Annotated in this window: 24 protein-coding genes; 19 read left to right on the top strand and 5 right to left on the bottom strand. The window is 61.4% G+C overall.

Annotated features, from left to right (window positions below; translation table 11 throughout):
* Positions 1 to 367: 367 nt before the first annotated feature.
* The 8 genes from ACLH0I_RS02275 (at position 368) to ACLH0I_RS02240 (ending at position 8,789) form a co-directional block, all read left to right on the top strand.
* On the top strand, positions 368 to 1,138 hold the full coding sequence (locus ACLH0I_RS02275) for a hypothetical protein (protein ID WP_411386190.1): 771 nt from the start codon (positions 368 to 370) through the stop codon (positions 1,136 to 1,138).
* Positions 1,139 to 1,512: 374 nt separating this feature from the next.
* Positions 1,513 to 2,754, top strand: a complete 1,242-nt coding sequence (locus tag ACLH0I_RS02270; RefSeq protein ID WP_411386189.1) for an SfnB family sulfur acquisition oxidoreductase — start codon at positions 1,513 to 1,515, stop codon at positions 2,752 to 2,754.
* A gap of 23 nt (positions 2,755 to 2,777) precedes the next feature.
* Entirely contained in the window at positions 2,778 to 3,971 is a 1,194-nt protein-coding gene (locus ACLH0I_RS02265) for an SfnB family sulfur acquisition oxidoreductase (protein ID WP_411386188.1), read from the top strand.
* The gene (locus ACLH0I_RS02260; protein ID WP_250961826.1) at positions 3,971 to 5,329 is read left to right on the top strand and encodes an LLM class flavin-dependent oxidoreductase; all 1,359 of its coding nucleotides are present in this window, start codon (positions 3,971 to 3,973) and stop codon (positions 5,327 to 5,329) included. Before ACLH0I_RS02265 ends, ACLH0I_RS02260 begins: the two co-directional genes overlap by 1 nt.
* Positions 5,330 to 5,490: 161 nt before the next feature.
* Positions 5,491 to 6,300 (top strand): MetQ/NlpA family ABC transporter substrate-binding protein, encoded by an 810-nt coding sequence (locus ACLH0I_RS02255; RefSeq protein WP_411386187.1) that lies wholly within the window; start codon positions 5,491 to 5,493, stop codon positions 6,298 to 6,300.
* 1 nt (position 6,301) lies between these two features.
* Positions 6,302 to 7,426 (top strand): methionine ABC transporter ATP-binding protein, encoded by a 1,125-nt coding sequence (locus ACLH0I_RS02250; protein ID WP_411386186.1) that lies wholly within the window; start codon positions 6,302 to 6,304, stop codon positions 7,424 to 7,426.
* Positions 7,416 to 8,060, top strand: coding sequence for a methionine ABC transporter permease (locus ACLH0I_RS02245; protein WP_186707322.1), 645 nt, complete (start codon positions 7,416 to 7,418; stop codon positions 8,058 to 8,060). The genes ACLH0I_RS02250 and ACLH0I_RS02245 overlap by 11 nt, the downstream gene beginning before the upstream one ends.
* A gap of 102 nt (positions 8,061 to 8,162) precedes the next feature.
* The gene (locus ACLH0I_RS02240; protein ID WP_411386185.1) at positions 8,163 to 8,789 is read left to right on the top strand and encodes a class I SAM-dependent methyltransferase; all 627 of its coding nucleotides are present in this window, start codon (positions 8,163 to 8,165) and stop codon (positions 8,787 to 8,789) included.
* A 195-nt stretch (positions 8,790 to 8,984) separates the two neighbouring features.
* On the opposite strand, the gene ACLH0I_RS02235 is transcribed toward ACLH0I_RS02240, so the two are convergent.
* Positions 8,985 to 9,551, bottom strand: a complete 567-nt coding sequence (locus ACLH0I_RS02235; protein ID WP_411386184.1) for a transporter substrate-binding domain-containing protein — start codon at positions 9,549 to 9,551, stop codon at positions 8,985 to 8,987.
* A 132-nt stretch (positions 9,552 to 9,683) separates the two neighbouring features.
* Between ACLH0I_RS02235 and ACLH0I_RS02230 the strand changes: the two genes are divergently transcribed.
* Entirely contained in the window at positions 9,684 to 10,109 is a 426-nt protein-coding gene (locus ACLH0I_RS02230) for a DUF4399 domain-containing protein (RefSeq protein WP_250961822.1), read from the top strand.
* A gap of 188 nt (positions 10,110 to 10,297) precedes the next feature.
* Here the strand turns inward: ACLH0I_RS02230 and serA are convergent, their stop codons facing one another.
* The gene (gene serA / locus ACLH0I_RS02225; protein ID WP_053117264.1) at positions 10,298 to 11,527 is read right to left on the bottom strand and encodes a phosphoglycerate dehydrogenase; all 1,230 of its coding nucleotides are present in this window, start codon (positions 11,525 to 11,527) and stop codon (positions 10,298 to 10,300) included.
* Between the two features lie 204 nt (positions 11,528 to 11,731).
* Here serA and ACLH0I_RS02220 point away from each other — a divergent pair, with 204 nt between their 5' ends.
* From ACLH0I_RS02220 to ACLH0I_RS02205, 4 genes are all read left to right on the top strand, one after another.
* A complete protein-coding gene (locus ACLH0I_RS02220) occupies positions 11,732 to 13,132 on the top strand; it encodes an FAD-binding oxidoreductase (protein WP_411386183.1) in 1,401 nt (466 codons plus the stop codon).
* Positions 13,133 to 13,168: 36 nt separating this feature from the next.
* A complete protein-coding gene (locus tag ACLH0I_RS02215) occupies positions 13,169 to 13,834 on the top strand; it encodes a fumarylacetoacetate hydrolase family protein (protein ID WP_411386182.1) in 666 nt (221 codons plus the stop codon).
* A 231-nt stretch (positions 13,835 to 14,065) separates the two neighbouring features.
* Entirely contained in the window at positions 14,066 to 14,998 is a 933-nt protein-coding gene (locus tag ACLH0I_RS02210; RefSeq protein WP_411386181.1) for an SdiA-regulated domain-containing protein, read from the top strand.
* A 119-nt stretch (positions 14,999 to 15,117) separates the two neighbouring features.
* On the top strand, positions 15,118 to 16,032 hold the full coding sequence (locus ACLH0I_RS02205) for an SdiA-regulated domain-containing protein (RefSeq protein WP_411386180.1): 915 nt from the start codon (positions 15,118 to 15,120) through the stop codon (positions 16,030 to 16,032).
* Positions 16,033 to 16,177: 145 nt separating this feature from the next.
* On the opposite strand, the gene rpiA is transcribed toward ACLH0I_RS02205, so the two are convergent.
* On the bottom strand, positions 16,178 to 16,852 hold the full coding sequence (rpiA, locus tag ACLH0I_RS02200) for a ribose-5-phosphate isomerase RpiA (RefSeq protein ID WP_411386179.1): 675 nt from the start codon (positions 16,850 to 16,852) through the stop codon (positions 16,178 to 16,180).
* A gap of 298 nt (positions 16,853 to 17,150) precedes the next feature.
* Here rpiA and ilvA point away from each other — a divergent pair, with 298 nt between their 5' ends.
* Both ilvA and ACLH0I_RS02190 read left to right on the top strand, forming a co-directional pair.
* Complete coding sequence (ilvA, locus tag ACLH0I_RS02195) at positions 17,151 to 18,665, top strand: threonine ammonia-lyase, biosynthetic (protein ID WP_411386178.1); 1,515 nt, start codon at positions 17,151 to 17,153, stop codon at positions 18,663 to 18,665.
* Positions 18,666 to 18,710: 45 nt separating this feature from the next.
* Positions 18,711 to 19,136: a DUF2269 family protein gene (locus tag ACLH0I_RS02190; protein ID WP_411386177.1), complete on the top strand. Its 426-nt coding sequence runs from the start codon at positions 18,711 to 18,713 to the stop codon at positions 19,134 to 19,136.
* A 100-nt stretch (positions 19,137 to 19,236) separates the two neighbouring features.
* On the opposite strand, the gene ACLH0I_RS02185 is transcribed toward ACLH0I_RS02190, so the two are convergent.
* Complete coding sequence (locus ACLH0I_RS02185) at positions 19,237 to 19,893, bottom strand: HAD family hydrolase (protein WP_186707333.1); 657 nt, start codon at positions 19,891 to 19,893, stop codon at positions 19,237 to 19,239.
* 143 nt (positions 19,894 to 20,036) lie between these two features.
* Here ACLH0I_RS02185 and ACLH0I_RS02180 point away from each other — a divergent pair, with 143 nt between their 5' ends.
* Together ACLH0I_RS02180 and ptsP are read left to right on the top strand one after the other, a co-directional pair.
* A complete protein-coding gene (locus tag ACLH0I_RS02180) occupies positions 20,037 to 20,516 on the top strand; it encodes an RNA pyrophosphohydrolase (protein WP_003186867.1) in 480 nt (159 codons plus the stop codon).
* A 22-nt stretch (positions 20,517 to 20,538) separates the two neighbouring features.
* Positions 20,539 to 22,818 carry a phosphoenolpyruvate--protein phosphotransferase gene (ptsP, locus tag ACLH0I_RS02175; RefSeq protein ID WP_186707334.1) on the top strand — a complete coding sequence of 760 codons (2,280 nt, stop codon included), beginning with the start codon at positions 20,539 to 20,541 and terminating at the stop codon, positions 22,816 to 22,818.
* A gap of 126 nt (positions 22,819 to 22,944) precedes the next feature.
* Here the strand turns inward: ptsP and ACLH0I_RS02170 are convergent, their stop codons facing one another.
* On the bottom strand, positions 22,945 to 23,691 hold the full coding sequence (locus ACLH0I_RS02170; protein WP_250964211.1) for an NRDE family protein: 747 nt from the start codon (positions 23,689 to 23,691) through the stop codon (positions 22,945 to 22,947).
* A gap of 284 nt (positions 23,692 to 23,975) precedes the next feature.
* On the opposite strand from ACLH0I_RS02170, the gene ACLH0I_RS02165 reads away from it, so the two are divergent.
* Together ACLH0I_RS02165 and lgt are read left to right on the top strand one after the other, a co-directional pair.
* Positions 23,976 to 24,758, top strand: coding sequence for a sulfite exporter TauE/SafE family protein (locus ACLH0I_RS02165; protein ID WP_411386176.1), 783 nt, complete (start codon positions 23,976 to 23,978; stop codon positions 24,756 to 24,758).
* A gap of 68 nt (positions 24,759 to 24,826) precedes the next feature.
* Positions 24,827 to 25,636, top strand: a complete 810-nt coding sequence (lgt, locus tag ACLH0I_RS02160; RefSeq protein WP_053117240.1) for a prolipoprotein diacylglyceryl transferase — start codon at positions 24,827 to 24,829, stop codon at positions 25,634 to 25,636.
* Positions 25,637 to 25,646: the final 10 nt, after the last annotated feature.

Here is a 25,646-nt window from a genome sequence, read left to right as displayed (position 1 = left end):
CGTCTCGCTACTCATTTTATCCAGACAACACAACTTGCAACTTCTGCCTCACCAACCTCCTCAACTATTTATACAGTTTCAAATACCGAACAGCCTGGGAAAACGACCTGTGGCGCCGAGTATTCTTGACAGACAAGCGTAGGACGTTTCTGAAGCCATTCACAATGAGTTATTAGGCAACCCACTCTATTGACACTGAAACTATAGAGCCTTATCTAGTGGCCAACAGGCGACGTACATGACGTTAGTTGCGCAATGATTTAGCGCAGACAGCCCATATAGCTGCCTAAATAAAAATAGGCCGTATTATCCGTCGCCTTTGATCTTTCTGAAACGGACTTAGTTTTCAAGCATCAAGGAGAACACCATGACATGTAAGTCGAAGAGTCCCGAACTGGCCGCCCCGACCCTGGCCAATGCCCACCCTGCGGGCATCAACATCGCCAGCGCCGCTCACCTGGAAGTTGCCATCGCACCTTACCCCGGCATGGACGCGGGTGACCTGATCGAACTGTTCTGGGACGACTGCTACGTCGGCTCGCGCGTGCTCTCACAGGCCGACGTGCTGGACGGCATCACGATGCGCATCCCGGAGAGTTTCATCGTCAACGGGACCTCGCGCATCCATTATCGGGTGATGCGGGTTGGTCGCGGGCCGGCGCTGTCAACCAAGCAACGCGTGCAGGTCAAGCTCGACTGTCCCGGCGGCCAGCCCTCGGCCTTGAGCGGCGATGAAAACCAGGGCCTGGCGCCAGTGCGCATTCCCGCCACCATCCGACGCCAAGGGGTGAACCCGAACCAGATCAAACGTGGCGTACCGCTGACCATCGAACCCTACCTGAACATGGCCGCCGGTGATGCCGTGACCCTGCGCTGGGGCGACGTGCGCATGGACCTGCCGGCGGTCACCGCCAGCGACGTCGGCCAGCCAATCAATATCTGGGTCCCGCCGCAGATCATTCTGGAAGCGGGAGAAGACCTGCGCCTGGAAGTGACCTATTGCGTCCTCGACCGCGTGGGCAACAACTCCCACTGGGCACCGCCACGGACGTTGAAGATTGGTTGTGCCAATTCGTATCTGGACACTTCACCGAGACAGGCGCTCATGGTCGCTGAAACGCGCCGCCGAGAGCCCTGATGCAACCCTTTTTGCGGCCTACAGGCTTTTGTGGCGAGGGAGCTTGCTCCCGCTTGGGTGCGTAGCACCCACTGGCAAACAAAGAAGGGTCGCAGCGCAACCCAGCGGGAGCAAGCTCCCTCGCCACAAAAGCTGCCTGGCCTCGCTGAGTGTATGGCCTTCAAATTAAAACCAACCTATTCATATTCCTAAAAGTTAGTTTGAAAATAATTTATACACGCTTAGGGTATATGAACCGGACCACCGGACATTCTTGATTTTTACTCGCCGCAATCATCGCGGCGCTTCTTGAGATGTGAGGTGGGTATGGAACGGAACACAATCAGCCCAGTGCAGTATGCCAAGGCTCTGCCCGCAGCCACGGAGTGGCTGTAATGTCGGATCTGGCGCAAGCAAAGGTCCAGAGCGACCTGGACATCGCACCCCTGCTGTTGCCCGCACAAGTGCTGCGCAACGATGCCGAAGCGATCAAAGCCGCCCACGAACTGGCACAGGTCGCCCGTCAACAAGCGGCGCGTCGTGACCAACAACGCAAGCTGCCTTGGGCTGAAATCGAGCAATTCACCCGCAGCGGCCTGGGCAGCATCGCCATTCCCCGGGCATACGGCGGCCCGCAGGTTTCGTTCGTCACCCTGGCCGATGTGTTCGCGATCATTTCCGCCGCCGACCCGGCCCTCGGGCAGATTCCGCAAAACCAATTTGGCGTGCTCCAACTGATTCTCGGCACCGGCACCGAGCGGCAGAAGAAAATCCTGCTGCAAAGCGTGCTCGAAGGCTGGCGCATCGGTAACGCCGGGCCCGAACGTGGCACTCGCAATACCCTTGAACTCAAGGCCCGGATCAGCGCCGACGGTGATGGGTTTGTCATCAATGGCCAGAAGTTCTATTCCACCGGGGCACTGTTTGCCCACTGGGTCGCGGTCAAGGCGCTGAACGACGAAGGTCGGCAGGTGCTGGCGTTCGTGCGGCGCGGCACCCCGGGCCTGCGGATCGTCGACGATTGGTCAGGCTTCGGCCAGCGCACCACGGCCAGTGGCACCGTGCTGCTGAACAATGTACGGGTGGATGCCGAGTTGGTCCTGGATAACTGGCGCATCAACGATACGCCCGGTGTGCAAGGGGCGATTTCCCAACTGATCCAGGCCGCCATCGATGCCGGCATCGCCCGCGGCGCCATCGACGATGCCATCGCCTTCGTGCGCGAACGCGCCCGGCCCTGGATCGACGCCAAGGTCGACCGGGCCCGTGATGACCTCTACGTGATCGCCGACATCGGCAAGCTGAAAATCGAACTGCACGCCGCCGAAGCATTGCTGCGCAAGGCTGGACAGGTACTGGACCAGATCAGCGCCGCCCCCATCACGGCGCAATCGTCCGCCCGCGCCTCGATTGCCGTGGCCGAAGCCAAGGCGCTCACCACCGAGATCGCCCTGCAGGCCAGCGAAAAATTGTTCGAACTGGCCGGCAGCCGCGCCACCCTCGCTGAATTCAACCTCGATCGCCACTGGCGCAACGCCCGGGTCCACACCCTGCACGACCCGGTGCGCTGGAAATATCACGCGATAGGCGCCTACCACCTGAACGGCACCTTGCCGGCCCGACATTCCTGGATCTGACGACCCGACCTCTGGAGCAGCACATGCCGTTTTCCCAACACGTCGCGGTGATCACCAGCGATGAACAAGCCCTGATCGTGGCCAGTGACCTGGCCGATGACTTCAAGCGCGACAGCGCACTGCGCGACCGTGAGCGCCGCTTGCCGTATCCGGAACTGGAAGCTTTCTCCCGCTCCGGCCTGTGGGGCATCAGTGTGCCCAAGGCCTACGGCGGCGCCGGTGTGTCCAACGTCACCCTGGCCAAAGTGATCGCCTTGATTTCCCAGGCCGACGGCTCTCTTGGGCAGATTCCCCAGAATCATTTCTACGCGCTGGAAGTGCTGCGGGTAAATGGCAACGAAGCGCAGAAGCAACGTTTGTACGCCGAAGTCCTGGCCGGCCAACGCTTTGGCAATGCCCTGGCCGAGCTTGGCACCAAGACCGCCCACGACCGCGTCACTCAACTGCGACGCGACGGCGAGGGCTACCGCATCAACGGGCGCAAGTTCTACGCCACTGGTGCGATTTACGCCCAGCGCATCCCCTCGTCGGTGGTGGATGAAAACGGCGTGCAGCAACTGGCGTTCGTCCCTCGCGACAGCCAAGGCCTGACGGTGATCGATGACTGGAGCGGTTTCGGCCAGCGCACCACCGGCAGCGGTTCGGTGGTGTTCGAAGACGTGTACGTCGCTGCCGACGACATCGTGCCCTTCCAGAGCGCCTTCGAACGTCCCACACCGGTGGGGCCGCTGGCGCAGATTCTTCACGCCGCCATCGACACCGGCATTGCCCGCGCCGCCTATGAAGACGCCTTGCATTTTGTCCGTAGCAAAACCCGTCCCTGGATCGACGCCACCAGCGATGTCGCCACCGAAGACCCGCACACCCTCAAGAGTTTCGGCCAACTGAGTATCCGCCTGCACGCCGCCGAAGCCCTGTTGGAACGCGCTGGTGAATTCCTCGACCGGGCCCAGGCCGACACCCAGGCCGACACGGTCGCCGCCGCCTCGATTGCCGTGGCCGAAGCCCGCGCCATCAGCACCGAGATTTCCCTGGCCGCCGGCAGCAAGCTGTTCGAATTGGCCGGCAGCCAGGCGACCCTGGCCGAGCATGGTCTCGACCGCCACTGGCGCAACGCCCGGGTGCACACCCTGCATGACCCGGTGCGCTGGAAATACCACGCCGTAGGCAACTTCTACCTCAACGATGAAAAACCGCCCCTGCGGGGGACGATCTGATGGCGGTCGGGAAGAAGAAAATCCTCCTCAATGCGTTCAACATGAACTGCATCGGGCACATCAATCATGGCCTGTGGACCCATCCACAGGACACATCGACCCAGTACAACACGATCGAATACTGGACCGCCCTGGCCCAATTGCTCGAGCGCGGATTGTTCGACGGGTTGTTCATCGCCGACATCGTCGGGGTCTACGACGTGTATCAACAGTCGGTGGACGTGACGCTAAAGGAGTCGATCCAACTGCCGGTCAATGACCCGCTACTGCTGGTGTCCGCGATGGCCGCCGTGACGAAAAACCTGGGTTTCGGCCTCACCGCCAACCTGACCTACGAACCGCCCTACCTGTTCGCCCGGCGCATGAGCACCCTCGACCACCTGAGTCGCGGCCGGGTCGGCTGGAACATCGTTACCGGCTACCTGGACAGTGCCGCCAAAGCCATGGGCCTGACGGCGCAGGTCGAGCATGACCGCCGCTACGACCAGGCCGACGAATACCTGCAAGTGCTCTACAAATTGTGGGAGGGCAGCTGGGAAAACGACGCGGTCATCAACGACCGCGAACAGCGAATCTATGCCCAACCGGAAAAAGTGCACAAGGTCCGGCACCAAGGCGAGTTCTACCAGGTCGAGGGCTATCACCTGTGCGAGCCCTCGCCCCAACGCACGCCGGTGCTGTTCCAGGCCGGCAGCTCCGAGCGCGGCTTGACGTTCGCCGGGCGGCATGCCGAGTGCGTGTTCATCAGTGGCCAGAACAAACCGACGACCAAGGTCCAGGTGGACAAGGTCCGCGCCAGCGCCGCCGAGGCCGGGCGCAACCCCGAAGACATCAAGGTGTTCATGGGCCTGAACGTGATCGTCGGTGAGACCGAAGCCGCCGCCTGGGCCAAGCATGCCGAGTACTTGGGGTACGCCAGCGCCGAGGCCGGGGTGGCGCACTTCTCCGCGTCAACAGGGATCGATTTTTCCCAGTACGAACTGGACGAGCCGATCCAGTACGTCAAGAGCAACGCGATCCAGTCGGCCACCAAGACCTTGCAGAACAACGATTGGACCCGGCGCAAATTGCTCGAACAGCACGCCCTGGGCGGTCGCTACATCACGGTGGTTGGCTCACCCGAACAGGTGGCCGATGAGCTGGAATCGTGGATCACCGAAACCGGCCTCGACGGCTTCAACCTGACCCGCATCGTCACGCCGCAAAGCTACGTGGACTTCATCGACCTGGTGATCCCCGAGTTGCAGCGACGCGGCTCGTACAAGACCGAATACGCCAGCGGCACCCTGCGCGAGAAGCTGTTTCACGCCGGGGACCAGTTGCCCGAACAACACACTGGCTCGACCTACCGGCACTGACCCCGGGGCTACCGACACTGATCCTGTGGCGAGGGAGCTTGCTCCCGCTGGTGGGCGAAGCCCGCCCAAAAAGGCTTTGTGGTCACTTCGTAGCCCAGCGGGAGCAAGCTCCCTCGCCACAAAGGCCTGAGACTCATCCATTAATGACTGGAATAACCGACATGACCAAACACTTCCTCACCCTGCCAGTCAAAACCCTGGCCCTGGCCCTCGGCCTGTTCAGCTCGGCGCTGTTTGCCGCCGACGCACCGTTGAAGATCGGCACCACCGCCGCCTTCGCCATTCCCCTGGAAGCGGCGGTCGAAGAAGCCGACAAGCAGGGCCTGAAAGTCGAGTTGGTGGAGTTCAGCGACTGGATTGCGCCCAACGTCAGCCTGGCCTCCGGTGATATCGACGTGAATTACTTCCAGCACATCCCGTTCCTGGAAAATGCCAAGGCTGCCGCCGGATTCGACCTGGTGCCCTTCGCCCCGGGGATCATCAACAACGTCGGCCTCTATTCGAAAAAATACAAAAGCTTCGACGAACTGCCTAAAGGCGCCAGCGTCGCCATCGCCAACGACCCGATCAACAGCGGTCGCGGCCTGCAATTGCTGGCCAAGGCCGGGCTGATCAGCCTCAAGCCGGGCGTCGGCTACAAGGCCACCGAAGACGACATCGTCGCTAACCCGAAGCAACTCAAGATCCTGCAAGTCGAAGCCGTGCAACTGGTGCGCGCTTATGAAGACGCCGACCTGGTGCAGGGATATCCGGCCTACATCCGCCTGGCCAAGACTTTCGATGCCAGTTCCGCCTTGCTGTTCGACGGCCTCGATCACAAGGAATACGTGATTCAGTTCGTGATCCAGCCCAAGAGCAAGGACGACCCGCGGCTGATCAAGTTCGTCGACATCTACCAACACTCGCCCGCCGTGCGCGCCGCCCTGGACAAGGCCCACGGCAAGCTCTACCAAGCCGGCTGGGAAGGCTGACATGAACGCCGTCAACGCTCGACTCCGCCACGAAGCCCCCGCGCCGCAAAGCGCCGACCAGACCGAACTGCACCCGGAGCTGAACCGCGCCCACGTGCGCTTCATCGGCCTGGGCAAGACCTACAATGGCGCCCAAGGGCCGGTGGCCGCCCTGCAAGGCATCGACCTGGCGATCCAACACGGCGAAGTGTTCGGGATCATCGGCCGCAGCGGCGCCGGCAAGTCGTCGCTGATCCGCACCATCAACCGGCTCGAACGACCCACCAGCGGCCGGGTGTTGATCGATCGGGTGGACATTGGCGAATTCGATGAAGACCACCTGGTGGAACTGCGCCGACGCATCGGCATGATCTTCCAGCACTTCAACCTGATGTCGGCAAAGACCGTGTGGCAGAACGTTGAACTGCCCTTGAAAGTCGCTGGCATGCCCAAGGCGCAGCGCCAGCGCAAAGTCCGCGAGCTGCTGGAACTGGTGGGCCTGCAAGGCAAGCACCTGGCCTATCCGGCACAACTTTCCGGTGGGCAGAAGCAGCGGGTCGGGATTGCCCGGGCGCTGGTGCACGACCCGCAGATCCTGCTGTGCGACGAGGCCACCTCGGCCCTGGACCCGGAGACCACCCAATCGATCCTCGGGCTGCTGCGCGAGATCAACCAGCGGCTGGGCCTGACCATCGTCTTGATCACCCACGAGATGGCGGTGATTCGCGAAGTCTGCGACCGGGTGGTGGTGCTCGAGCAAGGACGAATCGTCGAGCAGGGCCCGGTCTGGGAAGTTTTCGGCAACCCTCGACACGAGGTCAGCCGGACGCTGCTGGCGCCGTTGCAACACGCCATCCCGGAGGAACTGCAAAGTCGCTTGCAGGTGCAGCCGGCGCCGGCTGACGCGGCGACGGTGCTGCGCCTGCAATTCACTGGCGCAGGTGATGATGAAGTAGACCTGGCCGCCTTGTTCAGTGCCCTCGGTGGGCGGGTGCGCTTGCTGCACGGCGGCATCGAACGGATTCAGGGCCACGGGCTGGGTCAGTTGCTGCTGGCCGTGAGTGGTTCGTCGTGGGGTGCCGAGGAGCTGCGCCAACGGGCGGGCAATTGGGCGCAACGGGTGGAGGTACTGGGTTATGTGGTTTGATCGGTTGTTGCAGGGTTTCATCGACACGTTCCTGATGGTCGGCGTGTCGTCGTTGATCGCATTGATGGCGGGCATACCGCTGGCGGTGATCCTGGTCACCAGCGGCAAGGGCGGGATCTATGAAGCGCCAGTCTTGAACAAGGCCCTGGGCGCGTTCGTGAACCTGTTCCGCTCGATACCGTTCCTGATCCTGATGGTGGCGCTGATTCCGTTTACCCGGCTGATCGTCGGCACCACCTATGGCGTGTGGGCTGCGGTCGTACCGCTGACCATCGCCGCCACGCCGTTCTTCGCCCGCATCGCCGAAGTCAGCCTGCGGGAAGTCGACCATGGCCTGATCGAAGCGGCCCAGGCCATGGGTTGCAGGCGCTGGCACATTGTCTGGCATGTGCTGCTGCCCGAAGCCCTGCCGGGCATCGTCGGTGGTTTTACCATTACGCTGGTGACCATGATCAACTCCTCGGCCATGGCCGGAGCGATCGGTGCCGGTGGCCTGGGCGACATTGCCTACCGTTATGGCTACCAGCGTTTCGACAGCCAGATCATGCTCACGGTGATCGTATTGCTGGTGGCGTTGGTGGCGGTGATCCAGTTGGGTGGTGACCGCCTGGCACGGGGCTTGAATAAACGCTGAAATGCATTTCACTGTGGGAGCGAGCTTGCTCGCGATTGACCGCAAAGCGGTCAGTACGCTTGCGGTATAGTCACCTGACGCTCCCTACCCAAGCCCGCGATCATGAAACACACCACCGAAGACCTGCACGCCATCACCGCCACGACCCTGGGCCACTACAACGCCGTGGCGGAAAGTTTCCGCGAAGGCACCCGCGACCACGATGTCAGCCAGAACATCGACGCCTTGCTGCGCCATATCCAGGGCCAGGCACCGCTGCACATCCTGGATCTGGGCTGCGGCCCGGGGCGCGACCTGCGCACATTCACGGCCTTGGGCCATGTCGCGGTCGGCCTCGACGGCTCAGAAGAATTTGCCCGAATGGCGCGCCAGGACAGCGGCTGCGAGGTGTGGCAACAAGACTTCCTGGCGCTCGACCTGCCGGCCGAACGTTTTGACGGGATTTTCGCCAACGCGGTGCTGTTTCATGTCCCCGTCCAGGAGCTGCCCCGGGTGCTCAAGCAATTGCACGCCACGCTCAAGCCCGGCGGCGTGCTGTTCAGCTCCAACCCCCGGGGCGAAAACCAGGAAGGCTGGAATGGCCAGCGCTTCGGCGCCTACCACGACCTCGCGGCCTGGCAAACGCTGCTTGGCGAAGCAGGCTTCGTGGAGCTGGAGCACTACTACCGACCGGCGGGGCTGCCACGGGAGCAACAGCCTTGGCTGGCGAGTGTGTGGCGTAGACCTTGAAGGCAAACCCGCCCGAACCGGATGGACGCTGGCCCCTGTGGCGAGGGAGCTTGCTCCCGCTGGGCCGCGAAGCGGCCCCAATCCGGATGATGTGATTTTTCCAGGCAGACGGCGTCATCGGCTTTACGACGGCTGCGCCGCCGAGCGGGAGCAAGCTCCCTCGCCACAAGAGTTGCGCTTGATTCAAGGTTTTCCTCACTCCTGCTTTTTCAACCACTTCTGCGACAACTGCTCCAGCCTCCCATCATCCTTGATCCGCGCCAGGGCATTATCCAGGCTGGCCTTGAACGCCGGGTTGCCCTTCTGGAACGGAATCACCAGGCTCGGCGGCGGGCCGCTCTTTTCTTCCGGCTGGAACGACTGCGCCATGACCAACGGACGCTGCGGCTCTTCCTTGCTCGCCAGCAGTTGCGCATCCGGACGGCTATAAGCCGCACTGAGGTCGAAACGTTCCGCCAGTTCCGGGGTCATTGCTATGTGGTTGATGGCGACGTCGTATTTGCCGCTTTCCACACCGGGCAGCAGATCCGCGGCATCGGTGACGACGAAGTCGGGGCGTACATCGAGCTCGGCCGCGAGCATTTCACCCAGCTCCACTTCGAAACCGGTGAGTTTGCCGTCTTCCTTGAAGTTGAAGGGCGCGGTGTTGGCCTCGAGAGCGATGCGCAGCTCGCCACGGTCATTGATGTCGTCGATCAGTTCGGCATGAGCCAGGGGGCTCAAAAGGGGTAGCAGGCAGATCAGGCCAGGCAGGAAACGCATGGTCACTCCTAGTATTTATACAAGCGACGCTCGTTTCAGGCTCGCTTTGCTATGGTTGTTGCAGGCTTCGACAACGATTGGCCATGAAGTTGTGATGGCCAGGCGGATTTCATGGAAAAACTGGAGAAAAAAATGAAAAGCTTTATGTCTCGTGCCGCGTTGGCCGGTCTGTTATTGGGCGCTTCGATGCTGGCAAGCGCCGCGACGCCGGCGCCCAAAGGCGCCGAAGTGTTCATCGTTTCCCCGGAAGACGGCGCCACGGTCGCCCAGGAATTCAAGGTCAAGTTCGGCGTCAAGAACATCGCCCTGGCCCCGGCGGGCGATGTGACCAAGAATACCGGCCACCATCATTTGCTGATCGATGTCGACGACGTACCCGCCGAAGGCGCGCCGATTCCGACCGACGCCCACCACATGCACTTCGGCAAGGCACAGACCGAGGCCACCATCAAACTGGCCCCGGGCAAGCACACCTTGCAATTGATCCTGGGCGACAGCGGCCACATGCCGTTCGACCCGTCGATTGTGTCCAAGAAAATCACTGTCAATGTGAAGTAAGACTGGGAAAGTGCAGCCCCCCCTGTGGGAGCGAGCTTGCTCGCGATAGCGGTGGTTCAGTCGATAGCTCTTTTTTCTGACACACCGCCATCGCGAGCAAGCTCGCTCCCACAGGGTTTCCAGATTGTGTCGGAAAAAAAAACGGGAGCCCTTTGGGGCTCCCGTTTTTCATTGCAAGCCAGAGCTGTTTAGAACAACACGCGGCAACGAATCGTGCCATTGATGTGCTGTAGCTTCTCTTGCGCCAGGTCCGAGTATTCGGCGTCGACGTCGATCACGACGTAGCCGACTTTCTCGTTGGTCTGCAGGAACTGACCGGAAATGTTGATGCCGTTTTCGGCGAAGACCTTGTTGATCTCGCTCATCACACCCGGGATGTTCTCGTGGATGTGCAACAGGCGGTGCTTGCCAGGGTGGGCAGGCAGGGCCACTTCCGGGAAGTTCACCGACGATACCGACGTACCGTTGTCGCTGTACTTGACCAGCTTCTCCGCCACTTCCAGGCCGATGTTGGCTTGGGCTTCAGCGGTGGAACCGCCGATGTGCGGGGTCAGGATCACGTTGTCCAGGCCACGCAGCGGGCTTTCGAAAATGTCGTCGTTGGAGCGTGGCTCCACCGGGAACACGTCGATGGCGGCGCCGATCAGGTGCTTGTCCTTGATCGCGTCGGCCAGGGCGTCGAGCTTGACCACGGTGCCACGCGCGGCGTTGATCAGGATCCCGCCCTTCTTGATGGCACGGATTTCCTTCTCGCCGATCATCCACTGGGTGGCAGCGGTTTCCGGCACATGCAGGGTCACGATGTCGGACATGCCCAACAACTCGTGCAAGTCGTTGACCTGGGTGGCGTTGCCCAGGGGCAGCTTGGTCACGGTGTCATAGAAGAACACCTGCATGCCAAGGCCTTCAGCCAGTACCGACAACTGCGTGCCGATCGAGCCGTAGCCGACGATACCCAGCTTCTTGCCGCGGATTTCGAAGGAGTTGGCCGCGCTCTTGATCCAGCCGCCACGGTGGCAGGAAGCGTTCTTCTCGGGGATGCCGCGCAGCAGCAGGATCGCTTCGGCCAATACCAGCTCGGCAACGGAACGGGTGTTGGAGTACGGCGCGTTGAACACCGCGATACCGCGCTCGCGCGCCGCGTTGAGGTCAACCTGGTTGGTGCCGATGCAGAAGCAGCCAACCGCGACCAGTTTCTTGGCGTGGTCGAAGATCTCTTCGGTCAGTTGAGTACGGGAGCGAATGCCGATGAAGTGAGCATCGGCGATCTTTTCCTTGAGCTGGGCTTCCGGCAGAGAACTGGTGATGTACTCGATGCTGGTGTAGCCCGCCGACTTGAGGACGTCGACAGCCGATTGGTGGACGCCTTCGAGAAGAAGGAACTTGATCTTGCTCTTATCGAGAGAAGTCTTGCTCATCTGCGTAAACCTGTGTCCCGGAGAAAAATGGCAGGGAATCGGACAGCGCATGCTGGCCCGACCGGCGTGACAGCCGTCGCCGCAGAACAGCCGTTGGGCACTACGCTGCGGGGTCGGTATGCTAGCATATGCCCCCCGCAAACACTCATTCCTGCGACGTGAAGCGTTCTCAGGATGACCATGAATTGTTCGAGAGTTCTGTCGATGACCCATCCTGCCGTGATAGATGAGCTGAAGACCCTGGTTGAGCCTGGCAAGGTCTTGACCGATGCTGACTCCCTGAACGCTTACGGCAAGGATTGGACCAAGCATTTCGCCCCGGCGCCTTCGGCCATCGTCTTTCCCAAGACCTCCGAACAGGTCCAGGCCATTGTGCGCTGGGCCAATGCGCACAAAGTCGCGCTGGTGCCCTCGGGCGGGCGCACCGGGTTGTCCGCCGCCGCCGTGGCTGCCAACGGCGAAGTGGTGGTGTCATTCGACTACATGAACCAGATTCTCGACGTGAACCTTACCGACCGCACTGCCGTGTGCCAGCCGGGCGTGGTCACCGAGCAACTGCAGAACAAGGCTGAAGAACATGGGCTGTACTACCCGGTTGACTTCGCTTCGGCAGGTTCCAGCCAGATTGGCGGCAATATCGGCACCAATGCCGGCGGAATCAAGGTCATTCGCTACGGCATGACCCGCAACTGGGTGGCGGGCATGAAGGTCGTCACCGGCAAGGGCGACCTGCTGGAGCTGAACAAGGACCTGATCAAGAACGCCACCGGCTACGACTTGCGGCAGCTGTTCATCGGCGCCGAAGGCACCCTGGGCTTCGTGGTCGAGGCCACCATGCGCCTGGACCGTGCGCCGAAGAACCTCACCGCCATGGTGCTCGGCACCTCGGACTTCGACTCCATCATGCCGGTGCTGCACGCCTTCCAGGGCAAGCTGGACCTGACCGCCTTCGAATTTTTCTCCGACAAGGCCCTGGCCAAGGTCCTCGGTCGTGGCGACGTACCGGCGCCATTCGAAACCGAGTGCCCGTTCTACGCGCTGCTGGAATTCGAAGCCACCACCGAAGAGGTCGCCAACCAGGCCTTGGAGACCTTTGAGCACTGCGTGGAGCAGGGCTGGGTGCTGGACGGTGTGATGAGCCAGAGCGAAACCCAACTGCAAAACCTGTGGAAATTGCGCGAGTACATCTCCGAAACCATCTCCCACTGGACGCCGTACAAGAACGACATTTCAGTGACCGTCTCCAAAGTCCCAGCCTTCTTGCAGGAAATCGACGGGATCGTTGGCGAACATTACCCGGACTTCGAAATCGTCTGGTTCGGTCACATCGGCGACGGCAACCTGCACTTGAACATCCTCAAGCCAGAAAACCTGAGCAAGGATGAATTCTTCGCCAAGTGCGCGACCGTGAACAAATGGGTCTTTGAAACCGTCGAGAAGTACAACGGCTCGATTTCCGCCGAACACGGCGTGGGCATGACCAAGCGCGACTACCTGACTTATAGTCGTTCGCCAGTGGAGATCGAATACATGAAAGCCGTGAAAGCCGTATTCGACCCGAACGGCATCATGAACCCGGGCAAGATTTTCGCGGTTAACGCCTAAAAAACACCTGATGAACCCCAGAGCAGGAGTCGGTAAATGAGCTATCAGCACCAGTATGTCGACGGTACACGTATTCATTTTCCGCTAGGGAAAGTGGTGTGCATTGGCCGCAACTACGCCGAACATGCCAAGGAACTGGATAACCCGGTGCCCACCGAACCCTTGTTGTTCATCAAGCCGGGCAGCTGCGTGGTGCCGCTGGAAGGCGGTTTCAGCATTCCCGCCGACCGTGGCTCGGTGCACTACGAGGCGGAAATCGCCGTGTTGATCGGCAAGCCGCTGTCCACCAAGCCCAGCGTTGAAGAGGTGCTGGACGCGATCTCCGGCTTCGCCCCGGCCCTGGACCTGACCCTGCGGGACAAGCAGGCCGAGCTCAAGGCCAAGGGCCTGCCGTGGGAGGTCGCCAAGTCCTTCGACGGCGCGGCAGTGATCGCGCCATTTGTCTCGAAGGATACGTTTGCCGACCTGACCGACATTCCCGTGCGCCTGACCATCAACGGTGAAGTGCGCCAGGACGGCAACAGCAGCCTGATGCTCAACCCCATCGTGCCGATGATCCAATACATGGCCGGTTGCTTCTCGCTGCAGGCCGGCGACGTGATCCTCACCGGCACCCCGGCGGGCGTCGGGCCACTGAATGCGGGCGATGAACTGGTCCTGGAACTGCCAGGGGCGAGCCGCTTCGAGAGCAGCGTTCGCTAACAGCTACACCTATGCCGCCTGTGGGAGCGAGCTTGCTCGCGATAGCGATCTATCCGACACATCAATGTGGGCTGACACACCGCTATCGCGAGCAAGCTCGCTCCCACAGGGTATAGAGGGTGCATATCCGATCATTTACCGTTTTTTTCACATGCCATCCGGATAATTCCGAGGAATGCGGCATCTGAGCCAGCCACTCCCTTAGCCGAACTTTCTGGAACGCATTCCCCGATGGCCAAAACCCAAACACTGCCTGCCGCCAAGCCTGCCCGCCGCTCTCGCTTCGCCCTGCCCTGGTATGCCTGGTCGCTGCTGGCGGTGGCTGCAGCCTATGGCTTGGCGTTTGCGATGCATTGGGACGACCGCGGCCTGCTTTGGCTGTCGGAACACTTCCAGAGCCCGGTCCAGCGCCAGGAAAGCATCTGGTTGCCAGACTATCGCGCCGTGATCGACGCCAAGCCGCTACCGGGCATGGAGAAGGACGAAGCGTCCGATGTGACCTATAACCCGCAGACCAAGACCCTGTTCGCAGTCATGGGCAAGAACCCATTCCTGGTGGAACTGACCCTGCAAGGCGATGTATTGCGCAAGATGCCATTGGTGGGCTGGGGCAATCCGGAAGGCGTGGCGTTTATGGAAAACGGTCTGCTGGCCATTACCGATGAACGAAAGCACCTGTTGTCGATCGTTCAGGTCGATGCCGACACCCGCGCGCTGAACATCAATGACTTTCCTCGCTATGACCTGGGCACGTCGAAGAATCAGAACAAGGGATTCGAAGCCATCGTCTGGGACCTGAAAAATCAGCGACTGGTCCTCGGCGAGGAGCGCCCACCTGCGCTGTTCACCTGGAAAAGTGACGGTAGCCAGTTGCTCAAGGGCGATAAGCAGATCCATGTCAGCAACGAATTGGACCTGCGCAACCTTTCAGCATTGGCCGTAGATCCCCGCACCGGTCACATGCTGGTGCTGTCAGCCGACTCCCATCTATTGCTGGAGCTGGACGAAGAAGGCGAGCAGGTCAGCTTCATGACCTTGCTGGGCGGCTTCAACGGCCTGAAAGACACGATCCCTCGTGCCGAAGGTGTCACCATCGATGAGGCCGGTAACCTGTACATGGTCAGCGAGCCGAACCTGTTCTATCGTTTCGAAAAACAGCGCTGACAACTAACTCTGTAGGATAAGTCCTCCTTCGTTGTAGGGTGTGGCACGCGGCCATTAAGTTTCAGTTCAGGCAGCCGTGGTATTTCCACCCACCTGTTCTTATCCGAGCCCACTCCAACATGCGTCGACTCGCCCACCCCAAACCCTTGATGCTGATACTGCTGACGCTGGTGCTGATCAGCCTGATCACCGTCGGCCAGCACCTGCGCCTGTTCGAACGCGCCTGGTTCAACCTGAATACGCTCTGGAAAAATACCAGCGAACAGGCCATTGCCCTGGATCAATACCGGGTCCACGTCGAGGCGCAGGTGATCGAAGGCCTGGACGATGACGTTTCCGCGCTGACGTTCGATCCGGTCCGCAAGAGCCTTTTCACTGTCACCAATAAAAACGCCGAGCTGATCGAGCTGTCGCTGGATGGCAAGATTCTGCGGCGCATCGCCCTGATCGGCTTTGGCGACCCAGAGGCGGTGGAATTCATCAGTGAAGACACCTACGTCATCACTGACGAGCGCCAGCAACGGCTGATTAAGATTCACTTGGAAGACAACACCCAATTCCTCGACGCCGCCGACGCCGAACAGATCACCCTCGGCGTGCACATGAGGAGCAACAAGGGGTTCGAAGGATTGGCCTACGATTCGGTGGGCAAGCGCCTGTTCGTGGCAAAGGAACGCGACCCGATGCTGATTTATGAAGTGCATGGGTTCCCCCATCACAATCCGGAAAAATCCTACGCGGTCCATGTGATCAACAACCCCAAGCGCGATGCCGGGCTATTCGTACGCGACCTTTCAAGCCTGCAATACGATGAACGCAGCGGCCATTTGCTGGCGCTGTCCGATGAGTCGCGGTTGATTATCGAGTTGGATATCGACGGCCGACCGTTGAGCACGCTCTCATTGAGCAAGGGCCGCCAGGGGCTGCAGCAAACCGTACCCCAGGCCGAAGGCCTGGCCATGGACGACGATGGCAACCTGTACCTGGTGAGCGAGCCGAACCTGTTTTATGTGTTCAAGAAGCCGCAGCCTTGATGCACCACAAAACCAAATGCGGGAAACCCAATGTGGGAGCGAGCTTGCTCGCGATGGCGGTGGGTCAGCCAACATTGATGTGTCGGATAGACCGTTATCGCGAGCAAGCTCGCTCCCACAGGGTTCGGTGTTGAGTCAGCCCGGCTTATTCACCCCGCAGGGTCTTCACCCCATCAGCAGTCCCCAGCAACAGCACATCCGCCGGGCGAGCAGCGAACAAACCGTTGGTGACCACGCCGACGATGGCGTTGATCTGGCTTTCCAGTTCCACCGGGTTAGTGATCTGCAGGTTGTGCACATCCAGGATGATGTTGCCGTTATCGGTCAGCACGCCTTCGCGATACACCGGGTCCCCGCCCAGTTTCACCAGTTGGCGGGCCACATGGCTACGGGCCATGGGGATAACTTCCACCGGCAATGGGAACCCGCCGAGTACCGGCACCAGTTTGCTGGCGTCAGCAATGCAGATGAAGGTCTTGGCCACCGCCGCGACGATCTTCTCGCGGGTCAGGGCCGCGCCGCCGCCCTTGATCAGGTTCAGGTGCGCGTCGCTTTCATCGGCGCCGTCGATGTAGAACTCCAAGTCGCTGACGGTATTGAGTTCGTACACCGGGATCCCGTGGCCCTTGAGGCGCGCAGCGGTCGCTTCGGAGCTGGCGACTGCGCCATCGAACGCACCCTTGTGTTGCGCCAGCGCGTCGATGAAGCAATTGGCCGTGGAGCCGGTGCCGACCCCGACGACGCTCTTGTCATCCAGTTTCGGGAGGATGAGGTCGACGGCGGCCTGGGCCACGGCCTGTTTGAGTTGATCCTGGGTCATGCGGGCTCCGAAGGTGCCGAGAGAGAACGAAAGGCCGGCATTATAGGCGCCGAAAGGGCCCTGGTCATTGCCTGATTGGCACCGAGCCCGTGTGGCGAGGGAGCTTGCTCCCGCTCGGCTGCGAAGCAGTCGTGATTGATGTCTACCGCATATCGAAGGGGCCGCTGCGCGACCCAGCGGGAGCAAGCTCCCTCGCCACGGGGTTTCTGCGCTCAAAGTGCCTTAATCGTGTGGTCGCCCGGCCAAAAGCCGGGTTAGACTCCTTGGCCCTGCCCAACCCGCTCAGTGATGCTTTCCGATGCTTGAACAGTACGTCAAAAAGATCCTCACCTCGCGCGTTTACGACGTTGCCGTAGAAACCCCGCTGCAGGCCGCTCGCCAGCTCTCCGAGCGGCTGGGCAACAGCATCTTGCTCAAGCGTGAAGACTTGCAGCCGGTGTTCTCGTTCAAAATTCGCGGGGCCTATAACAAGCTGACCCAGCTCAGCGACGAAGAACGCGCACGCGGCGTGGTCACGGCTTCGGCGGGCAACCACGCCCAGGGCCTGGCCCTGGCGGCCAAGGTGCTGGGGGTCAAGGCCACCATCGTGATGCCCAAGACCACGCCGGAAATCAAGGTCGAAGGCGTGCGCTCCCGTGGCGGCAAAGTGGTCTTGCACGGTGACTCGTTTCCCGAAGCCCTGGCCTATTCGCTGAAACTGGTCGACGAAAAGGGCTACGTCTACATCCACCCGTATGACGATCCCCACACCATTGCCGGGCAGGGCACCGTGGCGATGGAAATCCTGCGCCAGCATCCGGGGCGCCTGGATGCGATTTTCGTCCCGGTGGGCGGTGGCGGGCTGATCGCCGGGATCGCGGCCTACGTGAAATACCTGCGCCCGGACATCAAGATCATCGGCGTCGAGCCGGACGACTCCAACTGCCTGCAAGCGGCCATGGCCGCGGGCGAGCGCGTGGTGCTGCCGACCGTGGGGCTGTTCGCCGACGGCGTTGCCGTGGCACAGATCGGCCAGCACACCTTTGATATCTGCAAGCACCACGTGGACGAAGTCATCACCGTCAGCACCGACGAGATCTGCGCCGCCATCAAGGATATCTACGACGATACTCGCTCGATCACCGAACCTGCCGGCGCACTGGGCGTGGCCGGGATCAAGAAATATGTCGAGTCACGGAACATCAGCGGCCAGACCCTGGTGGCGATCGACTCCGGCGCCAACGTCAACTTCGACCGCTTGCGCCATGTCGCCGAGCGCGCCGAGCTGGGCGAGGGCCGCGAAGCGATCATCGCCGTGACCATCCCCGAGAAGCCGGGCAGCTTCAAGGCGTTCTGCGAAGCCGTGGGCAAGCGCCAGATCACCGAATTCAACTATCGCTACAACACCGGCAGCGAAGCGCACATCTTCGTCGGCGTGCAGACCCACCCGGAAAACGACCCGCGCAGCGCGCTGATCGCCAGCCTGACCGAACAAGGCTTCCCGGTGCTGGACCTGACCGACAACGAACTGGCCAAGTTGCACATTCGCCACATGGTCGGCGGGCATGCGGCCCATGTCATCGACGAAGTGGTGCTGCGCTTCGAATTCCCGGAACGTCCGGGGGCGCTGTTCAACTTCTTGAACAAGCTGGGTGGGCGCTGGAATATCTCGATGTTCCACTACCGCAACCATGGCGCGGCGGATGGCCGTGTGGTCGCGGGGCTCCAAGTGCCCCACGATGAACGCCACCTGGTCCCGGCCGCCCTGGAAGAAATCGGCTACCCGTACTGGGATGAAAGCGATAACCCGGCCTATCAGTTGTTCCTGGGTTGATAAAGCCGGGCTAGGCTGTGAGCAAGACTTAAGGAAATCGAACCCATGGAAACATTGACCGCGCTGAAGATCGCCCACGGCATCGCCACTGTATTACTGCTGGCGGGTGCCCTGGGGCTGGCCATCTGGGTCTGGCGCGCACGCCGCAACGGCGACGCAACGGCGGCTGCGCGCACGCTGCAACGTCCGCGGCTGTTCATCTGGCTGGTCATGATCCTGGCGCTGACTAGCCTGCCATTCACCGGCTGGTGGATGGTTCATCAAATCGGCTGGCCACTGGGACAGACCTGGCTGCTGGCTTCCAGCGTGCTCTACACCTTGGCGGCGCTGGCGGGATTCTGGCTGCTGGTGCGGCTGAACACATTGCGCAAGACGCCAGGCGGTAGCGGGAAGTTTACCTTTGTCCTGGCGCTGTTCAGCGTTGTCTGCTTTGTGGCCATTGCGGGGTTGATGGGGGCCAAGCCGGTTTAAGGCTTTGGACCTCGTCGCTTTTATCGCGAGCAAGCTCGCTCCCACAAAGGTTGCGTGATTGACGCAAATCCCCTGTGGGAGCGAGCTCGCGATAGCTATATCAGCCGCGCAACGAAATCACTGGCCAACCCCGCTTCTGGGCCTCGGCCCGAAGATTCGGATCCGGATCCACCGCCACCGGATGCGTCACCGCTTCCAGCAACGGCAAATCGTTCATCGAATCGCTATAAAAGTAGCTATCGTCGAGCGAGTACCCGGTTTCTTCCAGCCAACGGTTCAACCGGGTCACCTTGCCCTCGCGGAAACACGGGATGTCGGTGCTGCGTCCGCTGTAGCGCCCGTCGACCATCTCGCACTCGGTGGCAATCAGGGTTTCGACCCCCAGGCGCTCGGCAATTGGCGCGGTAACGAAGCGGTTGGTGGCGGTGATGATGACCAGCTTGTCGCCGGCGTCACGGTGCTTTTTCAGCAGTTCGATGGCCTGGGGCAACACGATCGGCTCGATGCAGTCGCGCATGTAGTCCAAGTGCCACTGGGCCAGGATGTGCATTTCGGTACGGCCGAGGATTTCCAGGCAAAAGTTCAGGTACTCGGCATTGTCGAGCTTGCCGGCCAGGTAATCCTGGTAGAACGCGTCGTTGCGTGCCTTATAGGTGACAGCGTCCAGAAAACCGCGCTCGCACAGGTAATCGCCCCACGCGTGGTCGCTGTCGCCGCCCAGCAATGTGTTGTCCAAGTCGAATAAAGCCAGCCGCATCGCAGTTACTCGCTGAAAAATCTAAAGAAAGGCGTCCAGAATACGGACTTTTCACAAGAGTGCACATAAGCTAGGGACGCTCGTTGCTGCTTTCACAACCTTTGTGGAACAATGCGGCGACATGCGTTTGCGAGGTTGTTGCCGTGATCGATCCCGATGGTTTCCGTCCCAATGTGGGGATCATTCTTACGAATGATGCTGGGCAGGTGCTATGGGCACGCCGTATCAATCAAGATGCCTGGCAGTTTCCCCAGGGTGGGATCAACCCCCAGGAGACGCCGGAAGAGGCCTTGTACCGCGAGTTGAATGAAGAAGTGGGGCTTGAGCGCGAAGATGTCGAAATACTCGCCTGCACCCGAGGCTGGTTGCGCTATCGTTTGCCGCAACGCCTGGTCAGGACGCACAGCCAACCGCTGTGCATCGGCCAGAAGCAGAAATGGTTTCTCCTGCGCCTGATCTCCAACGAGCAGCGGGTGCGGATGGATTTGACCGGTAAACCGGAGTTCGATGGCTGGCGCTGGGTCAGCTATTGGTATCCGTTGGGCCAGGTGGTGACATTCAAGCGCGAGGTGTACCGACGCGCCCTCAAAGAGCTTGCCCCGCGCCTGCTGACGCGCGACTGACGACGGAGTTCGACCCCGAGCCATGCTCAATACGCTGCGCAAGATCGTCCAGGAAGTTAACTCCGCCAAGGATCTCAAGGCGGCGTTGGGGATTATTGTATTGCGCGTCAAAGAGGCCATGGGCAGCCAGGTCTGCTCGGTCTACCTGCTGGACCCCGAGACCAATCGTTTCGTGCTGATGGCCACCGAGGGCTTGAACAAGCGCTCCATCGGCAAGGTGAGCATGGCGCCCAATGAAGGCCTGGTCGGTCTGGTCGGCACGCGCGAAGAACCCCTGAACCTCGAAAACGCCGCGGATCACCCGCGCTACCGCTACTTTGCCGAAACGGGCGAAGAACGCTACGCGTCGTTCCTTGGCGCACCGATCATCCACCACCGCCGCGTCGTCGGCGTGTTGGTCATCCAGCAAAAAGAGCGCCGACAGTTCGACGAAGGTGAAGAAGCTTTCCTTGTAACCATGAGCGCGCAACTGGCCGGGGTTATCGCCCACGCCGAGGCCACTGGCTCGATCAGCGGCCTGGGGCGCCAGGGCAAGGGTATCCAGGAAGCGAAGTTCGTCGGTGTGCCGGGTTCACCGGGCGCGGCAGTGGGCACGGCGGTGGTCATGTTGCCGCCCGCCGACCTCGACGTGGTGCCGGACAAGACCGTCGCCGACATCAATGCCGAGCTGGGCTTGTTCAAGACCGCCATCGAAGGCGTGCGGGCCGACATGCGGGCCCTGTCGGCCAAGCTGGCGACGCAGTTGCGCCCCGAAGAACGCGCACTGTTCGACGTCTACCTGATGATGCTCGACGATGCCTCCCTGGGCAGCGAAGTGACCACCGTCATCAAGACCGGCCAATGGGCCCAGGGTGCGCTGCGCCAGGTGGTGACCGACCACGTCAACCGTTTCGAATTGATGGACGACGCCTACCTGCGTGAGCGCGCCTCGGACGTCAAGGACCTTGGCCGTCGCTTGCTGGCGTACTTGCAGCAGGAGCGCCAGCAGACCCTGGTCTACCCCGACAACACCATCCTGGTCAGCGAAGAGCTGACCCCGGCCATGCTCGGCGAAGTGCCCGAAGGCAAGCTGGCGGGCCTGGTCTCGGTACTGGGTTCGGGCAACTCCCACGTGGCGATCCTGGCCCGGGCGATGGGCATTCCGACGGTGATGGGCCTGGTGGACCTGCCGTATTCCAAGGTCGACGGCATCCAGATGATCGTCGACGGCTACCACGGCGAGGTCTACACCAACCCCAGCGACGTGCTGCGCAAGCAGTTCGCCGATGTGGTGGAGGAAGAAAAGCAACTGTCCCTAGGGCTGGATGCGCTGCGGGACCTGCCGTGCATTACCCTCGATGGCCACCGCATGCCATTGTGGGTCAACACCGGCCTGCTGGCCGACGTCGCCCGGGCGCAGAAGCGTGGCGCCGAAGGTGTGGGGCTGTACCGCACCGAAGTGCCGTTCATGATCAACCAGCGCTTCCCCAGCGAAAAAGAACAGTTGGCGATCTACCGCGAACAACTGGCCGCGTTCCACCCACAACCGGTGACCATGCGCAGCCTGGACATCGGCGGCGACAAGTCCCTGTCCTACTTCCCGATCAAGGAAGACAACCCGTTCCTCGGCTGGCGCGGCATCCGCGTGACGCTCGACCACCCGGAAATCTTCCTGGTCCAGGCCCGCGCCATGCTCAAGGCCAGCGAAGGCCTGAACAACCTGCGCATCCTGTTGCCGATGATCTCCGGCACCCATGAACTGGAAGAAGCCCTGCACTTGATCCACCGGGCCTGGGGCGAAGTCCGCGACGAAGGCACCGACGTGCCGATGCCGCCGGTCGGCGTGATGATCGAGATTCCGGCCGCGGTGTACCAGACCAAGGAACTGGCGCGGCAGGTGGACTTCCTGTCGGTGGGTTCCAACGACCTGACCCAATACCTGCTGGCCGTGGACCGTAACAACCCACGGGTCGCCGACCTGTACGACTACCTGCACCCGGCGGTGCTGCAAGCCTTGCAGAACGTGGTGCGTGACGCCCATGCCGAAGGCAAGCCGGTCAGTATCTGCGGCGAAATGGCCGGCGACCCGGCGGCCGCGGTGCTGCTGATGGCGATGGGGTTCGACAGTTTGTCGATGAACGCCACCAACCTGCCGAAAGTGAAGTGGATGCTGCGCCAGATCAACCTCAGCAAGGCCCAGGAACTGCTGGCGGAAGTGATGACCATCGACAACCCGCAAGTGATCCACAGCTCCTTGCAACTGGCGCTGAAGAACCTTGGGTTGGCGCGGATGATCAATCCGGCTTCGAACAAGACCCTCTAGACAGTTCAGCGAGCATTTGTGGCGAGGGAGCTTGCTCCCGCTGGGCTACGAAGTAGCCCCAAGGCTTTTTTGGGCGGGCTTCGCCCACCAGCGGGAGCAAGCTCCCTCGCCACAAGTGACTCTCATTCAAATGTGTAGCGCCACTTCCCCCAAATGCCCCCCATGGGGCCCGAAACTGCGCTCGACCATCTGCCGCGTCCCATCGGCATGGACAATCAGCGCCGTACTCGCCCGCGTCCCATAAGCCGGGCTGGCGATGAACACACTCGACAACAATGCCTCGGTCGCCAGCCCGACGCCGGTGTCGGGCAGTTCAGCCACCGGCGCAGGTTGTGGATCGTTCAGCAACGCCAACAAGGCCTGGGGTTGCGGATCGTCCAGCACCTCCTCCAGCGCCAACCGGGCCTTGAGCAACTTGGGCCATGGCGTGTTCAGCCCAGCGTTCGACAGGCCATACACGCCCCTGGCCAATTGCTGTGGCCGGGTATCACGGGCGTTGTAGTGCCAGAGCTCGGCGCCATCGCCGAGCAGCAGGTTGAAGCCACCGTATTCGCCAGCACGGGGCACGACTTCGCTCAGGTAGTCGGCAATCGACAGATTCCCGGTGAGGAACCGCGCCACCAGCTCACCGCGGGACTTGAAGGCCGGCAATTGGCCTGGGTCGCGGATGTTGGTCAGCGCGGCAAAACGGCCCTCGGCGCCGATGCCGAGCCAAGTACCGCCGGCTTCAAGGTCGCGCCCTGCATGGACATGGGGCGCGTCAGGCCATTGGGCCAGGGGCAAGGTCGGCCGGGCGTAGAACTCGTCGCGGTTGGCCGCCACGACCAGCGGCTGGGCGTGGCCAGGGCGCCAGGCAAATACGATCAGGCACATCAGGTTGTCCTGTTAACAATGCCAATCCGTTAAAAGAATAAAGCCGAACACCACCTTTGTGGCGAGGGAGCTTGCTCCCGCTGGGCTACGAAGTAGCCCCAAAAGCCTTGTTGGGTGGGCTTCGCCCACCAGCGGGAGCAAGCTCCCTCGCCACAAAGGCTATTCGTCGCATCCCCACCACTCTACCCATACATCACTGACGCATCCATCGCCTTCAGTAGAGCCCAAGCCCCTCGATCCGTTACCATGCCGCTCTTATTTCGGGGATGGGCGGGGAGAGTCTGGTGGAATTTGTGCTCTATCTGCTACTCGGCGCCTGCGCCGGCGTGCTGGCCGGGTTGTTTGGTGTAGGGGGCGGGATCATCATCGTCCCGGTGCTGGTATTCAGTTTCACCCTGCAGGGCTTCGACCCGCAGGTGTTGACGCACCTGGCCGTCGGCACCTCCCTGGCGTCGATTATCTTTACCTCGGTCAATGCCGTGCGCGAACATCAGCGCAAAGGCGCGGTGCGCTGGCCGGTATTCGCCTGGATGACCGTCGGCATCCTGATCGGTGCCGGTTTCGGCGCGATCACCGCCGAAGCGATTTCCGGCCCACACCTGCAAAAGATCATTGGCGTGTTCGCCTTGGTCGTTGCCGTGCAACTGGCCCTGGACTTCAAGCCCAAGGCCAGCCGCACCGTACCGGGCAAGGCTGGGCTGACCTTGGCCGGCACGGTGATCGGCTGGGCCTCGGCGATTTTCGGCATCGGTGGTGGTTCGCTGACCGTACCGTTCCTGACCTGGCGCAGCGTGCCGATGCAACAAGCGGTGGCGACGTCATCGGCCTGCGGCTTGCCGATCGCCCTGGTCAGTGCATTGAGTTTCATGATTCTGGGCTGGCACGATCCGTTGCTGCCGGCCCATAGTCTCGGTTTTGTGTATTTGCCGGCGCTGCTGGGCATCGCCTTGACCAGCATGGTCTTTGCCCGCTTTGGTGCGCGGCTGGCCCATCGCCTGTCGCCACGCTTGCTCAAGCGCTTGTTCGCCGCCTTGCTATTCTGCGTGGGGGTGAGTTTTCTGCTCTGACGCAATCCTGGCTTAATCCCGTGGTGGCAGCGTCGCCCGGGTATTTTTGACGTTTACGAGGAATATCAATGCTGCCTTACCCGCAGATCGATCCGGTAGCCCTGGCCATCGGCCCGCTGAAAATCCACTGGTACGGCCTGATGTACCTGATCGGCATCGGCGGCGCCTGGTGGCTGGCGTCGCGCCGGCTCAACCGCTTCGACCCGACCTGGAACAAGGAAAAGCTCTCCGACCTGGTGTTCTGGCTGTCCATGGGCGTGATCGTCGGCGGACGCCTGGGCTACGTGCTGTTCTACGACCTGAGTGCCTACCTGGCCAACCCGACGCTGATCTTCGAAGTGTGGAAGGGCGGCATGTCGTTCCACGGTGGGTTCATTGGTGTGATGCTGGCGGCGTTGTGGTTCGGCAAGCGCAACAACAAGTCGTTTTTCGAGCTGATGGACTTCGTCGCGCCGATGGTGCCGATCGGCCTAGGTGCCGGGCGCATCGGCAACTTCATCAACGCCGAGTTGTGGGGCAAGCCGACCGACGTGCCCTGGGCGATGATCTTCCCGCCGTTCAGCGACCCGGCGCAGTTGCCGCGCCATCCGTCGCAGCTGTACCAGTTCGCCCTCGAGGGTGTGGCACTGTTCCTGATCCTCTGGCTGTTCTCGCGCAAGCCGCGCCCCACCATGGCGGTGTCGGGCATGTTCGCGCTGTTCTATGGCATCTTCCGTTTCATCGTCGAATTCGTCCGTGTGCCGGATGCCCAGCTCGGCTATCTGGCGTGGAACTGGCTGACCATGGGCCAGGTGCTGTGCCTGCCGATGATCATCGGTGGCCTGGCGCTGATCTGGCTGGCTTATCATCGCGCGCCGGCTGCGGCGGCCAAGGTTTAAAATTCGAACC

The organism is Pseudomonas sp. MPB03 (genome assembly GCF_046605385.1).
GTDB lineage: Bacteria > Pseudomonadota > Gammaproteobacteria > Pseudomonadales > Pseudomonadaceae > Aquipseudomonas > Aquipseudomonas zanjanensis.
The sequence above is the reverse complement of the archived record's forward strand: the minus strand, read 5'-3'. Positions and strand labels throughout refer to the sequence as shown.